The sequence below is a fragment of the Streptomyces sp. SPB162 genome, assembly GCF_029504575.1.
Lineage (GTDB): Bacteria > Actinomycetota > Actinomycetes > Streptomycetales > Streptomycetaceae > Actinacidiphila.
The window spans coordinates 333,724-350,212 of the sequence record NZ_JAQFII010000001.1 but is presented as its reverse complement, the minus strand read 5'-3'; the positions used below and the strand labels follow the sequence as shown (position 1 = coordinate 350,212).

The window sequence follows — 16,489 nt, the reverse complement described above, 5'->3', positions numbered from 1 at the left end:
CTTTCAGCTCAGCCAGGGAAGCATGGGGCTGACCCATCCGGAGGCGAGCAGGGCGGTGAGCAGGAGGAGTGAGGTGGCGGCCAGCGCTTCGGGCCAGCGCCTGGGCAGCATGCCGAGCCGGGCCGGCCGCGTGGTTCGTACGGTCGCGGACGCCGTCCTGGCCGGGTGCAGTTCGGCGATCAGGTCGCGGACCAGCGGAAGGCCGATCTGGCACTGCACCAACAGGTACAGGCCGAGCCCCCAGTTGGGCATCCAGCCGTTCCGGTTGACCGACAGGGCGAGTCCGGCCGCGGCCGCGCCGATGGATCCGATGAGCCAGGCGAGCGAGACCAGCACCACTTTGCGGGCCATCCCGCTGGGTCTCGTCCGGCCGGCGCCGGTCGGAACCCAGGCGGCGCTGTGACCGCGCAGCGTGTGCAGGAACGCGGCCGCGGCGGCGACGCTCGTCAGGACGTTGGCGCGGATGACCTCGACGCGCCACCGGGTGTGGCTGATCCGGGGCAGCAGCACGTGCCAGAGCCACAGGGGCGCGAGCAGCGGCAGGACGTGCCAGGGACGTATCCGGTCCGGGTACCAGAACATCATCACCAGCGGTGGCAGCGGAGCGGCGAACGTGTTCACCGCCGCCGTCAGGTAGCCGATGATGCCCTCGTAGAAGCACAGTCGCATCCGCCAGGGCGCGCCCATGCGTTTGAGGTCGGAGTTCCTGATCAGGTGCAGGTTGCCCATCGCCCAGCGGTACTGCTGGTTGACGAAGGACGAGAGGTTGTCCGGTGAGGTGCCCTTGGCGACGAGCACCGGGACGTAGAGGGTCCGGAACCCCTGCTCGTAGAGGGCGAGTCCGGTGTACAGGTCCTCGCTGTGGTCGAGTTTCGCGAAGCCGCCCGCCGCCTCGATCGCGGTGCGGCGGTAGACCGCGTTGCTGCCGCAGCAGATGGCCGCGTCGCTGGCGTCCCGCGAGGGCTGGATCCAGCGGAAGAACCACTCCTGGGCCGAGCCGGCGGCGCGCTGGATCCAGTCCATCGACTCGTCGGTGTCGAAGCACTGCGGGCTCTGGACGATGCCGATGCCGGGGTCGGCGAAGTACGGCAGCAGGTGGTGCAGGAAGTCCGGCCTGGGCGCGAAGTCGGCGTCCAGGATGGCGATGTACTGTCCGCCGCTCACCGTGAGCGCGTGGTTGAGGTTGCCGGCCTTCTTCAGGTGCCCCCGGTCCGGACGGACGACGTACCGGTAGCCGTGGGCGGCGGCCAGGGCGGCCACTTCGGAACGGTCGGCGTCGTCGAGCACCCAGACGGTCAGCGTCCCGGCCCAGTCGACGGCCGCGACGGCCCGGTAGGCGTTCTCCAGGACGGCGAGCGGCTCGCCGCAGGTCGGCAGATAGAGGTCGACGTCCGGCGGTTCGGCCGGACGCCAGGCCTTGGTGAGCACTTCGTGCGAGTGCCGGGTCAGCCGCCGCTGGCGCAGGCTGTTGACGGAGGAGAGTGCCAGGGCCACCAGGTTGAGCAGCAGCACCGCGAGGAAGGCCCACAGGGCCGGCGTCCGCAGTGCGAAGGTGAACATGGTGGCCGCGGTGAACACGAAGGCGAGTGAGGTACAGATCAGTACCCACCGGCGCTGTGGTCCGAAGTACCAGTAGAGCTCGTGATCTGACGGTGGTTGAGGTAGATGGTCGACGGTCAAGTGTCCCCCCACGGGCGCTCGATTGACGATCTACCGCGCACCCTACCGCCAAAGGTATAGACCATTTGCGGGAGAATCCACGGACCGAGACGGCCGCGCACATATTCACAGTGCGGACAGGTTTCCGTGACGGCCCCGTCATCCGCCGTTCCGGCTACGCCGAGGTCAGAAGCGGTCCGTCAGGTCCGCCCGGCGCTGCCGGGCTCTCCCGCGGCCAGCTCGCGTGCCCAGGCGGCGAGCTGGTCGAAGTCCGCCGGGAGCAGCCCGAGGCTCGGTTCGACGCGCAGGAGCAGGGAGGGGCCGCGGTGGTGCGTGGCGACGTACTCGCGGTCCGGGAGCCGGATCTCGTCGTCGATCCACGCGAAGGGCCGGCCGGCGGCGTAGCGGACGATGTCGTGGGTCTTGAAGTAGGTGCCGTCGTCGCGCCGGGCGTGCAGTTCCGGCCAGTCGACGGCGGGAAGCTCGGGCAGGCCGAGGTGCGGGGCGATCCAGCGGTTGGCCTGCACGCCCCAGGTCGTCGCCCACACCAGCTCGAAGGGCAGCGCCAGCAGCAGCGGGCCATGGGCCGGGTTGAGCCACACCCGCAGCGGCTTCTGCCAGGGCAGGTCCCAGCCGGACGGCCGCGTGCGGTGCGTCGTGTACCCGGCCGGCCGCCGGTGCGGCCGCGCCGCGAACGGGTTGAGCGGGCCGTCGACATCGATGAGGAGGAGGGGCTTCGCGGTCACGCTGACTCCTTGCCGGCATGGGTGCGGTCAGCGACCGGCGGCCACCCCGCTCCGCGAAGGGGACGCCCGACTGGGCTACCCGGTCCCGGCGGAGGTCAACCTTCCCGGATGCGGGGCGGATCCCCGCCGTCGGTGCTCGCCGAGCCGGCGGCGTCCCACCCGCGGCCCGCTGTTCCTCACCGACCGCAAGGCCCCGGACGGAATGCCGACGCTCGATGTCTGCCCGGAGACCGGCCGGGCCCGGCTCTCCTACCGCCGCGCCGCCCGCGTTGGCGTCACCGGGTCCCGGTGTCGCGGCGGAACAGGGCCGTCCACAGGAAGGGCTCGCCGAAGTAGGGGGACTCCGGTGGTTCGTCGTGCATCCTTCGCAGTTCGATCTCCGTCAGGTCGGAGAAGATCCAGCGCAGGGACTGCGGGGTGTAGGCGAGGCCGCCCTGGAGGCCGGACTCGCGGTAGAAGTCCGCGTCGGGGAGTTCGGAGCCCATGCCCGTTTCACCGGCCGCGAAGCAGGTGAGGGCGAGGTGTCCGCCGGGGGCGAGGGCGCGGTCCAGGAGGGCGAGGTAGCTGACGCGGCGGTGGGGCGGCAGGTGGTGGAAGCAGCCCGAGTCGTGGATGAGGTCGTACGGGCCGTTCAGCCCGGTCGCGGTGAAGGCGTCGGCGCAGTGGAACCGGATGTCGGCGCCGGCCTCGCGGGCCCGGTCCTCGGCCCAGGTGATGGCCGCGGGGGAGAGGTCGACGGCGTCCACCTCGAAGCCCAGGGAGGCGAGGTGCAGGGCGTTGCGGCCGGGGCCGCAGCCCAGATCCAGGGCGCGGCCAGGAGCGATCAGACCCCGTTCGACGTAGGAGGCCAGGCTTTCGTCCGGCCTCGCCACGAAGAACGGCACCGGCTTGGAGCGGTCCGCGTAGAAGCCGTCCCACCAGTCGGCCGCGTCGGCGGTCCAACGGTCGGCCCCCGGCGCGAACAGGCCGTCCAGCAACCTCAGAACGTCGTCGACCGTGCGGATGTCCCGGTCCATCCGGACCCCCTTCCGTAGCGGCCGATTCTATCGACAGCGGCGGTATAAGACCAGGTCAGCTGGTGTTTGCCGAAGGGCTGAGGGGCTGCCGGCCGGCCTGGCGGCGGTCGGGGTGCCCCAGCACCCGCGACGCCGTGTTTCCGGCCGCCCAGGCGTGCGCCCAAGGCCGTCCTGACGGCATGTGCGGCGCCGCCGGGGCGGGTTTCCGGTCGATCGCGTTCGGGCGGCCGGCGGCGGTCAGTGCACAGTTCCGGCGTAGCGGCGGACGTAGCCGTTGGCGGCGGTGATGATGACGTCGTAGCGGCCGTCGGCCAGCGGCCAGGTGAGGGTGGCGCGGGAGAGGGCGGCCACGGTGACGGACTGCGCGGTACCGGCGTGGTCGTGCGGGGTGACGGCGAAGGAGGCGTCGGCCAGGCCGGTGTTGGCCAGGTGCAGGGTGACGGATTTGCCGATGGCGGCCGTCACCGAGGGCACCGCGGCAGCGTTCTGGCCGTCGGGGTGGACGCTCCCCGCGAAGCGGCGGACGAAGCCGTCGGGGCCGTGCACGGTGAAGTCGTAGCGCGCGTCATCCGACGACGTCGTCCAGGTATAGGTCTTCGAGTCGCCCGGGGCGACCGTGAACGGGGTGCCGGCGAACGGCTGGATGATGTTCGGGTACACGGTGTAGTGGAAGCCGGCCTTGCCGGAGTTGGTCATGGTGCAGGTGAGCACGCCGGTCGAGCGGTCGATCGCGAGCTCGGCATGGGGCGCGTAGGGCAGTTGGCGATGCGGTCGTGCCGCGGTCTCCTGCGCGGGCACGTACTGCGTGCCCGCGGCGGGCAGGGCGACGGCGGGGAGCTTGGCACCCGCGTCGGCCTTGGCCATCAGTTCGACGGTGTCGGGCAGCGCGGGGATGGAGTAGTCGGGGGTGGTGAAGTCGAAGCAGCTGGTGAGGTCGCCGCACACGGTCCGGCGCCAGGCGCTGATGTTGGGCTCCTGGACGCCCGTCACCGTCTCCAGGAAGCGCAGCACGGAGGTGTGGTCCGAGACCTGGGAGTTGACGTACCCGCCCCGCGACCAGGGGGAGACCACCCACAGGGGAACCCGGCTGCCCAGTCCGACCGGCCGGTCCTTGGCGAACTCCTCGGGGGTGCCGGGTTCGGGGGTGGGCGGGATCATGTGGTCGAAGTAGCCGTCGTTCTCGTCGTACATCACCAGGAACACGGTCTCCTTCCACACCTGCGGGTTCGACATCAGCGACCGCAGGGCGGAGTCGACCCACCAGGCGCCGTAGTCCGGGCTGGCCGTGGGGTGTTCGCAGTACACGTAGGGCGCGACCAACCAGGAGACGGTGGGCAGCGAGCCGTCCTTGCAGTGCTGGTCGAAGACGGTGAGATCGAACTTGGTCATCGCGTTGACGTACCGCGGGTCGTCCTGGGCATAGGTGTGGAACTGCTTGAAGTACGCGAGGGCGTTGTCGCCGTAGTTCCCGGTCAGATCGTCCTCGGTCGGGTTGTGGTAGACCCGCCAGCTGACCCCGGCGGCCTGCAGTCGGTCCGCGTAGGTCGTCCAGTCGGCGACGGGATTCTCCGGGCTCGCGGTGTTGTCGGTCCACGGGCCGGTGGTGCCGTCGTGGCCGGGCCCCGAGGTGCCGCTCCACAGGTAGAGCCGGTTCGGGATCGTCGGCCCGGCCAGCGAGCAGAAGTACGCGTCGCACACGGTGAACGCGTCGGCCAGCGCGTACTGGTACGGGATGTCCGCGCGGGTGAAGTACCCCATGGTGCGCTCGCCCTTGGCGGCGATCCAGGCGTTCATCGCGCCGTTGTTGACGGCCTGGTGGCCGGTGTTCCAGTCGTGCGGGAGGCCGGCCGCGTTCTGCGCGTTGTACTTGGAGGTGTCCATCCGGTACGGGAGCATGGCGCCGCCGTCGGTGCGGGCGGGGTCGGGCTGGCGGAACACATCGCCACCGTCGGGGAACTGCAGGGCCTGTTTGTCACCGAAGCCGCGGACGCCGTTCAGGGTTCCGAAGTAGTGATCGAAGGAGCGGTTCTCCTGCATCAGGATGACCACGTGCTTCACGTCGGCCACGGTGCCGGTGCGGGCCGCGGCCGCTTCCTGGGCGGCCGCGAGGCCGACCATGGAGGCCGCGCCCGCGGCGGTGGCCGACAGAAAGGTACGGCGGCTGAGTGGGGTCATCGGTCGGCCTTTCGGAGCGCGCGGCGGCGATAGCGGCGTCAGCGCCATCGAACCACCCGTAGGCGGCGGGCGATCGCGCCCGCATTGCGGCCTGGAGTATTCCACGCGGGTGTCGCGAAAGGAATTACAGAAAGGATTTCAATTCCTTGTGTCGAACATTTCCGCCGAAAATTCAGGTGATTATCCGACCGGATGTCCGTGCGTTCCGACCCGGTCACTCCGCCCGTCCGCACCGATGGCCGACTCGCTGCGGCCAGGGGATGATTCGAGCCGTTCCACCGCGTATGCGGTCTGACGGCGCCCGGTCGGACGTACTGTTCACCTCGGTCTGATCCACATCGCCACCGATCCCGATCCCGGGTCCGGGTCCGGGTCCGGGGTCGGGTCGGGCCCGGGACCGGGTCAGGGGAGCCACGGTGGCGGGGCCTATGGGCCTACAGGAGTCCGGGGGGACCATATGCTGCGCATCCACTTCACGACGGAGGACCTCCAGCGCATATCGCTGATCCAGCACCCCGATCCGCTCTGGGAGATCGTCTGCAGCATGTGCCGCCTCCAAGACCGCGGCGGCGAGGGAACGTTCGGCGCCTGGCGGCGCTCGTCGGCGGCTGAGATGCGGCGGCACGGGTCGGCGCACCGAGCCGCCTCCATGCTGCGCACGCTCGTCCCCCTGGGTCCCTACTTCCCCGACTTCCTGACCCCGGCCTCCTCGTCACCCGATCTGGCGTCCTCGGTCGACCGGGTGCTCTCGACGCCGCAACGCCGTATCACCGCGGAACTGCGGATCCTCGGCGCGGCCACGCCGACGACCGCGCCCTTCCCGACGGATCTCGCCCATGCCGGCACCGGCGCGCTCGCCGCCCTGGGATGGGCTCTGGTCACCTATGAGAAGGCGCTCATCGCCCCGGTCTGGGAACGGTTGTCCGCCACGGTGGGCGCGGACATCGCCCTGCGCGCCCGGGCACTGATGGGCGGCGGCACGGAGGGGCTGCTGAAGAGTCTGCGCCCGATGGCGCAGTGGGAGCCACCGGTCCTGCGGGTCCGCTACCCCGTCGACCAGGACCTCCATCTGGAGGGCCGTGGCCTGCGCCTCGTGCCGTCCTACTTCTGCCGGCGCGAACCCGTCACCCTGGCGGACCCGGACCTGACGCCGACCCTCGTCTATCCGGTGGACCGTTCCACCGGTCCGGCCCAGGACCTGTCCACGGAGAGCCTGGCGGTCCTGCTGGGGCGCACCCGGGCCGTACTCCTGGCGTCGGTCGCGGGCGGGAGCTGCCGGTCCACCACGCAGCTCGCGGCGGCGACCAGGGTGTCGGTGCCGACCGCCAGCCAGCAGCTCGCCGTGCTGCGCGACACGGGCCTGATCGTCAGCAGACGCGAGGGAAAGCACCAGCTGCACTCGGTTACGTCGCTGGGACTGCTGCTCCTCGAAGGTGGTCCCGGTCCCGGTCCCGGTCCCCGGCGTGCCGACGGGCCTGCCGGACCCCTCGCCTGACACGGGGCGTCCGGCATCGTTTTGGCCCGGGCCAAAGTGAGCGGCGGACGTGCGCTGTGCCGCGACAAGCTGCGGACACGACAGCGGGACGAGGGGCCGAAGGCCACTCGCGGGTGTCGTACGAGAACCTGACGTGCCGAGGAGCAGACCACCATGTTCGAGGTAAGCAGGATCAAGAGGACCGCCGCGATCGCGTTCGCCGCCGGCGCCCTGGCAATGGTCGGCACGACCGACGCCCAGGCCGCGGGTACCGTCCAGGGATGCCCGTCCGGGGCTGCGTGCGTCTACCCGGGGCCCGACTGGAACGGCGGCAACCCGTCGCTCATCTTCTACTCCTATGGGGGCCACAACCTGAGCAACCAGGAGGGCATGCACCGCATCTTCAACAACCAGACCGGGGGAGCGACCATGCAGACCTGTCTGGGGTACAACGGCACGAACTGTGAGGGCTACGGGGCCCCCGGCTGGTGGATGGACAAGAACCTGTCGCCGATCAACTCGATCCGGCTCAACCCGTAACCGTTCGTCCGGCAGGACGTCGCCCGGGTCGGGTCTTCGGCGGAAGATCCGGCCCGAGCCGTCCCGGCCGAACCGCACCCGTGGCCGTCAGCCGTCAGCGCATCGGTCGTCAGTCGTCGGCCGGGGGCAGGCGGTGGACCGCGGTGGGGGACTGGGGGCGCTGGCCGCCTCCGCTGGCGATCATGCGTACCTGCCCGGCGTCGCTGATCTCGGCGCGGATGATTTTGGTCGCGTCGACGTAGATCGGATATCCGCCCGACCCGACCGCGGTCGTCGGGAAGACCTCGACGACCTGCTCGGCGGGCGTGCCGTCCGCCGGGAGGGGGTTGGTGAAGGTGAGCTCGAAGCCGGCGCGCTCGGACATGGCGTGCTCCCAACAATGACCGTATGCAGCGGGAGAGTGCGGGTCGGCCGTCGCACAGCGGCACCGGGCGGCTCAAGGTCCGCATACGGTGCGACGGCATACTCCGACGCTACGACTGCCCCGCGCGGCACGCGACCGCAGGCGGCTACGGCTTGTATTCCTGCCACTTCGTGACGGCTGCTTTGGGATTCCATGCCGAATTCGAGGTGTGGGAGGCCAAACAGCGGTACTCCTTTCCCAAATACGACACGCGGTCATTCGTCGTGTACTGCTTCTTGACTTTCCAGTCCGAAAATCCTGCTGCCATGTGCCGGCGCCCTTTCACTGGGCCGGCTCGCTGCCGACCTCCCTGGATCTTCCCACGGGGATCCGGTGCGCCCCTCCGCCGGCCGGCCCGGCGGGGAGGTACTGGTCCGCCTGGGACTGGAACATGCGGTGGTAGCGCCCGGTGCCGTCGGCCAGGAGTTCCTGGTGGGTACCCTGCTCCACCAGGTGGCCTTCGTGCAGGACGTAGATCAGGTCGGCGTGCTGGACGGCAGCCATGCGGTGGGTGACCAGGACGACCGTGGTGGTCGGTGAGCGGAGCCGGCGGATCTTCTCGAAACAGGCGATCTCCGCCTCGGGATCCAGCGCGGAGGTCGGTTCGTCGACGATGATCAGTGAGGCGTCGCGGTACCGGGTGCGGCTGAGCCCGATGGTCTGCCACTGGCCGCCGGACAGCTCCGATCCGCCCCGGAACTGCAGCGCCAGGAGGGTCTTCATGCCGTGGGGAAGCGTGCCGATGACGGCGTCCGCGCCGGAGAAGGCGGCCGCCGCGGCCAGCTGATCGGGCTCCGGGGCCCGGGACGGGCTGCCGATCGCCAGGTTGGTCTCCGCGGTGAACGGCCATCTCGCGAAGGACTGGTCGAGCAGCGCGATATGAGAGAAGACCTGGTCGCGGTCGGCCTCCGCGAGATCGACCTTGTCCCACACGACGCGTCCGGCCTGAGCCTTGTGGAGGCCGGCGAGCAGTTTCACCAGCGTGCTCTTGCCGGATCCGTTGGTTCCCACCAGCGCCACCACGCTGCCCGCGGAGATGGTGAGTGAGATGTCGTCCAGGGCGGGCCGCTCGCGGTCCGGGTACCGGTAGGTGACGTGCTCGAAGCGGATCTCGTTCGGGGGCTCGGGTACCGGTACGCCGCCGGCGGGGATGGCGCGGGTGGTCGCCTCGACGATGTACCGGTCCAGGTCGCCGGCGTACAGGGACTCCTCGTGGAGCCGGTTGACCGACGCGACGAGCGCGCCCAGGTTCGCGGAACCCGTCCGTACCGCCATGACCGCGGTCCCGGCGACCGCCATGCTCATGCGCCCCGACAGCAGCAGCCACGCCAGCGTGGCGTACGCGAGGAGTGACGCGGCGCCCGACAGGGACGCGGCCAGCAGCTCGGTGACCGCCTTCTCCTTGGCCAGCCGCGTCTGCTCCGCCTCGGCCGTGCCGGCCATCTGCCCGAAGTGGTGCAGCAGGAACTTCCCGACGCCGTGCACGCGGGTTTCCTGGGCGGCCGACTGCCCGGTGATCGATTCACCGATGACCCGCGCGGCACGATCGTGCTCGATCCACGCCATCGTGGACACGTAGCGGCGCTGCGCCACATGCAGCGCGCCCCAGCCGCGCGGCGCCGCGATCAGCATCAGCAGGAACAGGAGCACCGGGTGCAACACGGTGAGCACGCCTGCCGCGGCGATCAGGGAGAACGTGCCGTTCAGCGTCGCAACCATCGCGCTGATCATCTGGCGGGAGGCCTGGGCACCGAACTGCGCGGAGTCGAGCAGCTTGCGGAACGCCCCGTCCTCGACGGCCTCCAGCTCCACCCGCTCGGCGTGCCGCAGGTACTCCTGCGTGGCCAGCCGCTCGACCTTCGGCTCCAGGCGGCCGGTGCCGGCCGTCGACAGGGACGCCGCCACCGCGCTCGTCACGGCGATGGCCATGCCGACGATCAGCGCGGGCACCGCCGCGCGCACCCGCACGTCCGTGTCCCCACTCCCGAACAGCGACTGCAGCACCTCGTTGGTGACCAGCAGTCCGACGGCGTGTGCCAGGCCCTGATAGACCTCGGCCAGGACCATCGTCAGCATGGCGGTCCGGTCGGCCCGCCAGGCCAGCCGAACGGTTCTGCCCACCAGCCGCGGTGCCGACCGGGCCATGGACAGCGCCGAGTGCTCCAGCATCGTGTAGTCGTGCCGGTTCCATCCGCAGTCGTAGCGCAGCGCCCCGCCGAACAGCAGCTGCTCGCTGTCGGACACGGTCGTCTCGACAGGCCGCGGCCGGCGCAGCCACTTCCTCATCACCGCACCACCCAGGCGTCGGCCGGGTAGGTGCGCGGGGTCGGACGGCAGGTAGGTGCGCGGCGAGCCATGGCGGTGTCCTTCGACGGTTCGGACGGTGCGCGGCACGTGCTGGTGCGGTGGCCGATGCGACGGCCGATGCGATGAAAAGGCCCGGAAGCACCTAGACCTGCCCAACTCCGGCCCACATCACCGCTCGCCGAACCGGTGGATGGAAGCACGCACGGAGCAGGGCGGGCGGCCGGGCGCGACAGGGGGCGCAGTCGGGCGGGCGCGCAGCGCGGGTGGAGCGCACAGGACGCGAAGGGCGTCAGCGCAGGTTCCGCTGCCACCTGATCTCGCCGTCGTGCCATCGGCCGGTGGGTGTCAGCCCGCAGGCCGCAGCGACGGCGGCCGACGCCCGGTGATCCGGATGGACATGGGCGACGCGTGTGTCCACTGGTTGGCGCACTCCAGCCAGGCGGCCGGGCCAGGGTACTGACACCGCCGCGGCGGGCCGCCGCGCGGCGGCCCGCCGCGGCCTCAGATGCCGCGCGCTCCGTCGATCCGCTCCCGCAGCAGGTCGGCGTGGCCGTTGTGCCGGGCGTACTCCTCGATCATGTGGATGAGGACCCAGCGCAGGGAGACCGTCCCCCGCCACGCGTCGTCACCCTCGATGTCGAGGTCGGGCGCGGCCGCCACGAAGTCGTCGGCGAACGCCACCTCGGCGCGCCAGGCCTCCCAGGCCGCCGCTGCGACCTCGGGGACGGGCACCGCGCCGGCGAAGTCCTGGTCGGGGTCGTCCCGCGAGGAGAAGCGCAGCGGCACGTCCTCCTTGGCGAGGACGACCCGGAACCAGCGGCGTTCCACGTCGGCGAGATGGCGGACGAGTCCGAGCAGGGAGAGCGTGGACGGTTCCACGGCTCGCCGGGACAACTCGGCGTCGAGACCTGAGCACTTCAGCTCCAGCGTCGCGCGCTGCGACCTGAGGAAGTCGACGAGCATGGCGCGCTCGTCACCCGTGGCCGGGGCGCGGAACCGGGAGTCGTGCTCGGCGCCGACGAACATCTCTGCTCTTCTTCGTGGGCTTGTCATGGCCGACATCATCGACCATCGCCGTTCGGGCCCGGAACGCGGCCCCGTCAGGCCCCAACGGGCCTGCTCCGAGGCGTCCGGATCGCGTCGGTCGCCCCCACGCGCCGGTCACCTCGGCGCAATCTTCTAGTAGGATCCAGCGCCGTTCGGTGCGCCGGTGCCGGGACGGCAGTGGCGGTAAGACGACTTGCGGCCGGGAGGGTCCATGGGCGCCGACACGGTCGCAGCTCGGCAGTCGTGGGCGGAGTTCGGGCGTCGGCTGCGCACGCTGCGCAGGTCGGCCGGGCTGACCCAACGTCAACTGGCGCTCCGGATGGGGTACCACCACACGCTCATCAGCAAGTTGGAGGGCGGCGTACGGGAACCGCCCGCCGGGCTGCCGTTGCGGCTCGACTCGTTGCTGGGGGGCGGCGGCGAGCTCCTCGCGATCCTCGCCGACCGGCCGGACGCGCGGCACGGCGCGCCCGTCCTGCCCGCGACGCTGTTCTCGACCACGCCCCGCGACAGCGGCGATCCGGCCGCGCCGCGGCCCGTCCGGCACTGGCCCGCCCGGTTGCTGTCCTGCCCGCTGCACGGCGGGCACTGCGAGGTGCCACCGCTCGCCGACGCGCTCACGCTGCTGGCCGCCGCCGACGGCGATCCCCGGCGGACGAGGACGTGGCCGGGCACGGAGGCCGACGCCGTGCACGCGCTGACCGCCCTGATCGTCGGATACACCCAGGACGGGTTGGAGAGCGTCTCCACCGCGACCGTCGGCTCGGTCGAGCGGGTGCTGCGCGTCGTGGTGCGGTGGGCCGAGACGCTGAACCGGCACGGGACGCTGCCGGTACCGCAGCTGCGGCTCGCCGCCGAGTGCGCGCAGATCGCGGGGTGGCTGCGGGTGGAGCGGGGGCAGCGCGTCCTCGGCATGGCCTGGTTCGCACGGGGACTCACCTGGGCGGACGTCGCGGGTGACGCGGTGGCTCGGGCGACGTTGCTGTGCGACGTCTGCACCCTGGTCCGCCTCGACGGGGACGGCGCGTCCGCGCTGGCCTACGCGCGGGAGTTGGGGGCGGTGGACCCGGGCCGCGCGTGGATGACGGCCATGTCGCACCTGCACCAGGCGCGGGCGCAGGCCTTGAGCGGCGACCTCAGGGAGTGCCGCGGGCGCGTCGTGCTCTCGCGCCGGGCGCTCGACCGCCTCGGCGGGCGGGACCTCCTCGAGGCGCCCTGGCTCGCCGGCGCCACGGGCCGGTTGCAGGTGGAGGCGTCGATCGGTGGGACGCTGCGCGACGCCGCCGCGATCACCGGGGACCGGCGGATCGCCCGGCAGGCCGTCCAGGCCACCGAGGCGTCGCTGAGCTGTCTGCCCGCCACCCACCGCCCCACCGTGCTGCTGCTCACCCTGCGACTGGCCGACGCGTTCGTGTGCTCAGGGCAGTTGGACGCCGCGGTCGCCACCGCGGCGCCGGTGCTCCCGGAGGCGGTCGCGGCGGATCGGACCAGTGTGAACCAGGAGCTCGACGGGCTGCGCGCGAGGCTGACGACGCGGTACCCCGGCGCCCGGGAGACCCGCGATCTGCTGGAGCATCTGCCCCGCCGCATCTGAGCGGCACCTTGGCCCTCGACACCCCCCTGTCCCGCCACCGCTCCGGTCCCGTCCGGTCGGCTCCGCTCCCGTCCGGTCGGCTCCGCTCCGCTCCGACGGAAGTTGCCGGATGTTGCCGTACTTGGACTAGTCCATTGACGAGGACATGGCGCGATGTGAACGTTTCGCTCGCTCACTCGCAACGCGAGAGTCCCGCCCCTCCCTCACCGGCCCGGGCCGATCGTCCGGCCGTGGAGTGGCGACTTCGTGGTCGAGGCATGCCCCACAACAAGGAGCCCCCCATGAAACGCAGAACCGTGACGGCCGGGACAACCCTGGCCGTCCTCGCCGGGATGATGGTCGCCACCAGCGGCCCGCCGGCCGTCGCGGCAACCGCCGCGGCCCCCACCCCGGCCGTCGCCCCCGGACCGCTGGCGCTGGCGGTGACGGCGGCCGACCGGGCCGCCGCCAGCGGCTTCGACACGCTGGTGAACGGGCCGGGCGAGAGGTACGAACGGCGTCAGGTGACGCCGTGGGTCAACGGCCTGTACTCGGTCGCCTACGAGCGCACCTACCGCGGTCTGCCGGTGGTCGGCGGCGACGCGGTGGTCCTGGCCGACGGGCGGGGCCGCGTGCAGGCCACCCGGTCCGCCGACTCGACGCGGATCAACGTCCCGACCACGGCGACCGTCCCGGCCGCGACCGCCGAGGCCACCGCCCGCCGCGCGCTCGCCACGGTGGACAAGGTCGACTCGCGCCGCCTGGTGGTGCGCGTCAAGGACGGCAGCGACCAACTGGCCTGGGAGACGGTCCTCACCGGCCGCACCGCGAAGGCCCCCAGCCATCTGCACGTCTTCGTGAACGCGACCACCGGAGCGGTGCTCGACAGCTACGACGACGTCAGAGCCGGCAGCGGCAACAGCCAGTGGAACGGGCCGAACCCACTGACCATCGCCACCACCAACTCGGGCGGCGGCTACTCGCTGCGCGACCCCGGGCGACCCGGCCTGACCTGCGCCGACTACACCACCGGCAGCGTGTTCACCAAGTCCACCGACTCCTGGGGCACCGGCAGCGCCACCTCGAAGGAGACCGGCTGCGTCGACGTCATGTGGGCCGCACAGCACGAGTGGGACATGCTGCGGGACTGGCTCGGACGCAACGGCCACAACGGCAACGGCGGCAGCTGGCCGGTGAAGGTCGGCCTCAACGACGTCAACGCCTACTGGGACGGCTCCTCGGTCTCCATCGGCCACAACACGGCCAACCAGTGGATCGCCGCGATCGACGTCGTGGGCCACGAGTTCGGCCACGGCATCGACCAGTACACCCCCGGCGGCGCCAACAACGAGGCGGGTCTCGGCGAGGCGACCGGCGACATCATGGGCGCGCTCACCGAGGCCTACACCAACGAGCCGGCCCCGTACGACGACCCCGACTACACCGTCGGCGAGAAGATCAACCTCACCGGCAACGGTCCGATCCGCATCATGTACAACCCCTCCCAGCTCGGCGACCCCAACTGCTACAGCTCCTCGATACCCAGCACCGAGGAGCACGCGGCGGCCGGCCCGCTGAACCACTGGTTCTACCTGCTGGCCGAGGGCTCCAACCCCGGCGGCGGCAAGCCCACCAGCCCGACCTGCAACAACTCCACCGTCACCGGCGTCGGCATCCAGCAGGCCGGCAAGGTCTTCTACGGCGGGATGTTGCTCAAGACCAGCGGCATGACCTACAAGCGGTACCGCGTCACCACACTCACCGCCGCCAAGAACCTCGACCCGAGCTGCGTCCTGTTCACCAGGACCAAGGCGGCCTGGGACGCCATCACCATCCCGGCGCAGAGCGGCGAGCCGACGTGTACCCCCAGCGGCACCGGCGACTACTCGATGTCGCTGAGCCCCACCGCCGGGTCGGTGCAGCAGGGGGCCTCGGCCAACGTCACGGTCAACACCGCCACCACGTCGGGCAGTGCCCAGACCGTGAACCTGACGGCCTCCGGTGCCCCGGCCGGTGTGACGGTCGGGTTCACCCCGTCCTCGGTGCAGTCCGGTGCCTCCTCGACGATGAAGGTCACGGTCGGGCCGGCGGTCGCGGCCGGCTCCTACGTCATCACCGTCACCGGTAGCGGAACCCAGAGCCACACCGTCCAGTACACCCTCACCGTGACACCCGGTGGCACCAACCCCGGCGGCACCGCGCCCGACATCAGCGTGGCGAACGTCCAGGCACACCTGGCGCAGCTGTACACGATCGCCCAGCAGAACGGCGGCACCCGTCAGGCCGGCAGCGGCGGCTACACGGCGTCGCTGGCCTACGTGAAGGGCAAGCTGCAGGCGGCCGGCTACAGCGTCACCGAGCAGTCCTGCTCCAGCTGCACCAACCGCGGCAACAACCTGATCGCCGACTGGCCCGGTGGGCCCACCGACCAGGTCGTCATGTTCGGCGCGCACCTGGACAGCGTGTCGGCCGGACCCGGCATCAACGACAACGGCTCCGGATCGGCCACCCTGCTGGAGAACGCCCTCGTCCTGGCCCAGCAGAATCCCACCATGGTCAAGCACGCCCGCTTCGCCTGGTGGAACGGCGAGGAACAGGGCCTGCAGGGCTCGCAGTTCTATGTGAGTCAGCTCGGCTCCGCCCAGCGCGCGGCCATCAAGGCGTACTACAACTTCGACATGGTCGGCTCGCCCAACGCCGGCTACTTCATCAACAACATCACCACGTCCGCGGCAGCCCCGATGAAGGAGTACTGGGACTCGCTGAACCTGCGTCCCGAGGAGAACGTCGAGGGTCAGGGGCGGTCCGACGACTACTCCTTCCAGCAGGCGGGCATCCCCACGTCCGGGTACGCGGCGGGCGCCGACGCCGTCAAGACGACCGCCCAGGCCACCAAGTGGGGCGGCACGGCGAACCGGTCGTACGACTCCTGCTACCACCAGTCCTGCGACACCACCGGCAACATCAACGCGACGGCGCTGGACCGCAGCGCCGACGGTGTCGCCTACACGCTGTGGAAGACCGCGGTCGGCACCACGGCGCCGACCGACGACTTCTCGGTCGCGGTCAGCCCCGTCTCCGGCAGCGCCGCTCCCGGCGGCACCACCACCGCGACGGTCGCCACCGCCACCACCGGCGGCAGCGCCCAGACCGTCAACCTGTCGGCCTCCGGGGCTCCGGCCGGCGTGAGCGTCTCGTTCTCCCCGTCCTCCGTGCAGTCCGGGTCGTCCGCGACCCTGACCGTCGCCGTCGGAGCGTCGGTGACGGCGGGCACCTACAACCTGACGGTCACCGGTACCGGCACCGCCGTCCACAGCACCACCTACTCGCTGACGGTCACCGGTGGAGGCGGTGGCTGCACCGGAACGACCTGGGACCCGAACGCCATTTATGTCGGCGGGAACCTGGTCAGCTGGAAGGGCCATAACTGGCGGGCCAAGTGGTGGACCACCGGGGAGGAGCCCGGCACCACTGGTCAGTGGGGCGTTTGGCAGGATCTGGGCGTCTGCTGAGCGGAGCAGTTCTGGCCTTGCGGAGCCGCGGCCCGTG

General features: G+C 71.2%; 11 protein-coding genes and 1 pseudogene. 4 read left to right on the top strand and 8 right to left on the bottom strand.

The window, feature by feature from the left end; genetic code table 11:
* Positions 1-3: 3 nt before the first annotated feature.
* The 4 genes from M2266_RS01615 to M2266_RS01600 form a co-directional block, all read right to left on the bottom strand.
* Entirely contained in the window at positions 4-1,680 is a 1,677-nt protein-coding gene (locus M2266_RS01615; protein WP_277436441.1) for a cellulose synthase catalytic subunit, read from the bottom strand.
* Between the two features lie 179 nt (positions 1,681-1,859).
* Positions 1,860-2,405, bottom strand: coding sequence for a hypothetical protein (locus M2266_RS01610; RefSeq protein ID WP_277436440.1), 546 nt, complete (start codon positions 2,403-2,405; stop codon positions 1,860-1,862).
* Positions 2,406-2,680: 275 nt separating this feature from the next.
* Positions 2,681-3,421: a class I SAM-dependent methyltransferase gene (locus M2266_RS01605; RefSeq protein WP_277436439.1), complete on the bottom strand. Its 741-nt coding sequence runs from the start codon at positions 3,419-3,421 to the stop codon at positions 2,681-2,683.
* Between the two features lie 237 nt (positions 3,422-3,658).
* Positions 3,659-5,596, bottom strand: coding sequence for a phospholipase C, phosphocholine-specific (locus tag M2266_RS01600; RefSeq protein WP_277436438.1), 1,938 nt, complete (start codon positions 5,594-5,596; stop codon positions 3,659-3,661).
* 457 nt (positions 5,597-6,053) lie between these two features.
* Here M2266_RS01600 and M2266_RS01595 point away from each other — a divergent pair, with 457 nt between their 5' ends.
* Together M2266_RS01595 and M2266_RS01590 are read left to right on the top strand one after the other, a co-directional pair.
* Positions 6,054-7,091, top strand: coding sequence for a helix-turn-helix domain-containing protein (locus tag M2266_RS01595; RefSeq protein WP_277436437.1), 1,038 nt, complete (start codon positions 6,054-6,056; stop codon positions 7,089-7,091).
* 153 nt (positions 7,092-7,244) lie between these two features.
* On the top strand, positions 7,245-7,610 hold the full coding sequence (locus tag M2266_RS01590) for a hypothetical protein (protein WP_277436436.1): 366 nt from the start codon (positions 7,245-7,247) through the stop codon (positions 7,608-7,610).
* 109 nt (positions 7,611-7,719) lie between these two features.
* Here M2266_RS01590 and M2266_RS01585 read toward each other — a convergent pair whose 3' ends face one another.
* The 4 genes and pseudogenes from M2266_RS01585 to M2266_RS01570 form a co-directional block, all read right to left on the bottom strand.
* Entirely contained in the window at positions 7,720-7,974 is a 255-nt protein-coding gene (locus M2266_RS01585) for a DUF6296 family protein (protein ID WP_277436435.1), read from the bottom strand.
* 321 nt (positions 7,975-8,295) lie between these two features.
* Positions 8,296-10,299 carry an ABC transporter ATP-binding protein gene (locus M2266_RS01580; RefSeq protein ID WP_277436434.1) on the bottom strand — a complete coding sequence of 668 codons (2,004 nt, stop codon included), beginning with the start codon at positions 10,297-10,299 and terminating at the stop codon, positions 8,296-8,298.
* Between the two features lie 310 nt (positions 10,300-10,609).
* Positions 10,610-10,744 (bottom strand): annotated as a pseudogene (locus tag M2266_RS01575) (GNAT family N-acetyltransferase); the annotation flags it as partial.
* Positions 10,745-10,821: 77 nt separating this feature from the next.
* Entirely contained in the window at positions 10,822-11,346 is a 525-nt protein-coding gene (locus M2266_RS01570; RefSeq protein ID WP_277436433.1) for a DinB family protein, read from the bottom strand.
* A gap of 232 nt (positions 11,347-11,578) precedes the next feature.
* Here M2266_RS01570 and M2266_RS01565 point away from each other — a divergent pair, with 232 nt between their 5' ends.
* Entirely contained in the window at positions 11,579-12,961 is a 1,383-nt protein-coding gene (locus M2266_RS01565; RefSeq protein ID WP_277436432.1) for a helix-turn-helix transcriptional regulator, read from the top strand.
* A gap of 281 nt (positions 12,962-13,242) precedes the next feature.
* A complete protein-coding gene (locus M2266_RS01560; RefSeq protein ID WP_277436431.1) occupies positions 13,243-16,452 on the top strand; it encodes a M28 family peptidase in 3,210 nt (1,069 codons plus the stop codon).
* The last annotated feature ends 37 nt before the right edge of the window (positions 16,453-16,489 follow it).

What these genes read in the sequence shown, in the direction of transcription:
- M2266_RS01605 (WP_277436439.1), bottom strand. Translation starts at nt 3,421, where the DNA reads ATGGACCGGGACATCCGCACGGTCGACGACGTTCTGAGGTTGCTGGAC.
- M2266_RS01600 (WP_277436438.1), bottom strand. Translation starts at nt 5,596, where the DNA reads ATGACCCCACTCAGCCGCCGTACCTTTCTGTCGGCCACCGCCGCGGGC.
- M2266_RS01595 (WP_277436437.1), top strand. Translation starts at nt 6,054, where the DNA reads ATGCTGCGCATCCACTTCACGACGGAGGACCTCCAGCGCATATCGCTG.
- M2266_RS01590 (WP_277436436.1), top strand. Translation starts at nt 7,245, where the DNA reads ATGTTCGAGGTAAGCAGGATCAAGAGGACCGCCGCGATCGCGTTCGCC.
- M2266_RS01585 (WP_277436435.1), bottom strand. Translation starts at nt 7,974, where the DNA reads ATGTCCGAGCGCGCCGGCTTCGAGCTCACCTTCACCAACCCCCTCCCG.
- M2266_RS01580 (WP_277436434.1), bottom strand. Translation starts at nt 10,299, where the DNA reads ATGAGGAAGTGGCTGCGCCGGCCGCGGCCTGTCGAGACGACCGTGTCC.
- M2266_RS01570 (WP_277436433.1), bottom strand. Translation starts at nt 11,346, where the DNA reads ATGTTCGTCGGCGCCGAGCACGACTCCCGGTTCCGCGCCCCGGCCACG.
- M2266_RS01565 (WP_277436432.1), top strand. Translation starts at nt 11,579, where the DNA reads ATGGGCGCCGACACGGTCGCAGCTCGGCAGTCGTGGGCGGAGTTCGGG.
- M2266_RS01560 (WP_277436431.1), top strand. Translation starts at nt 13,243, where the DNA reads ATGAAACGCAGAACCGTGACGGCCGGGACAACCCTGGCCGTCCTCGCC.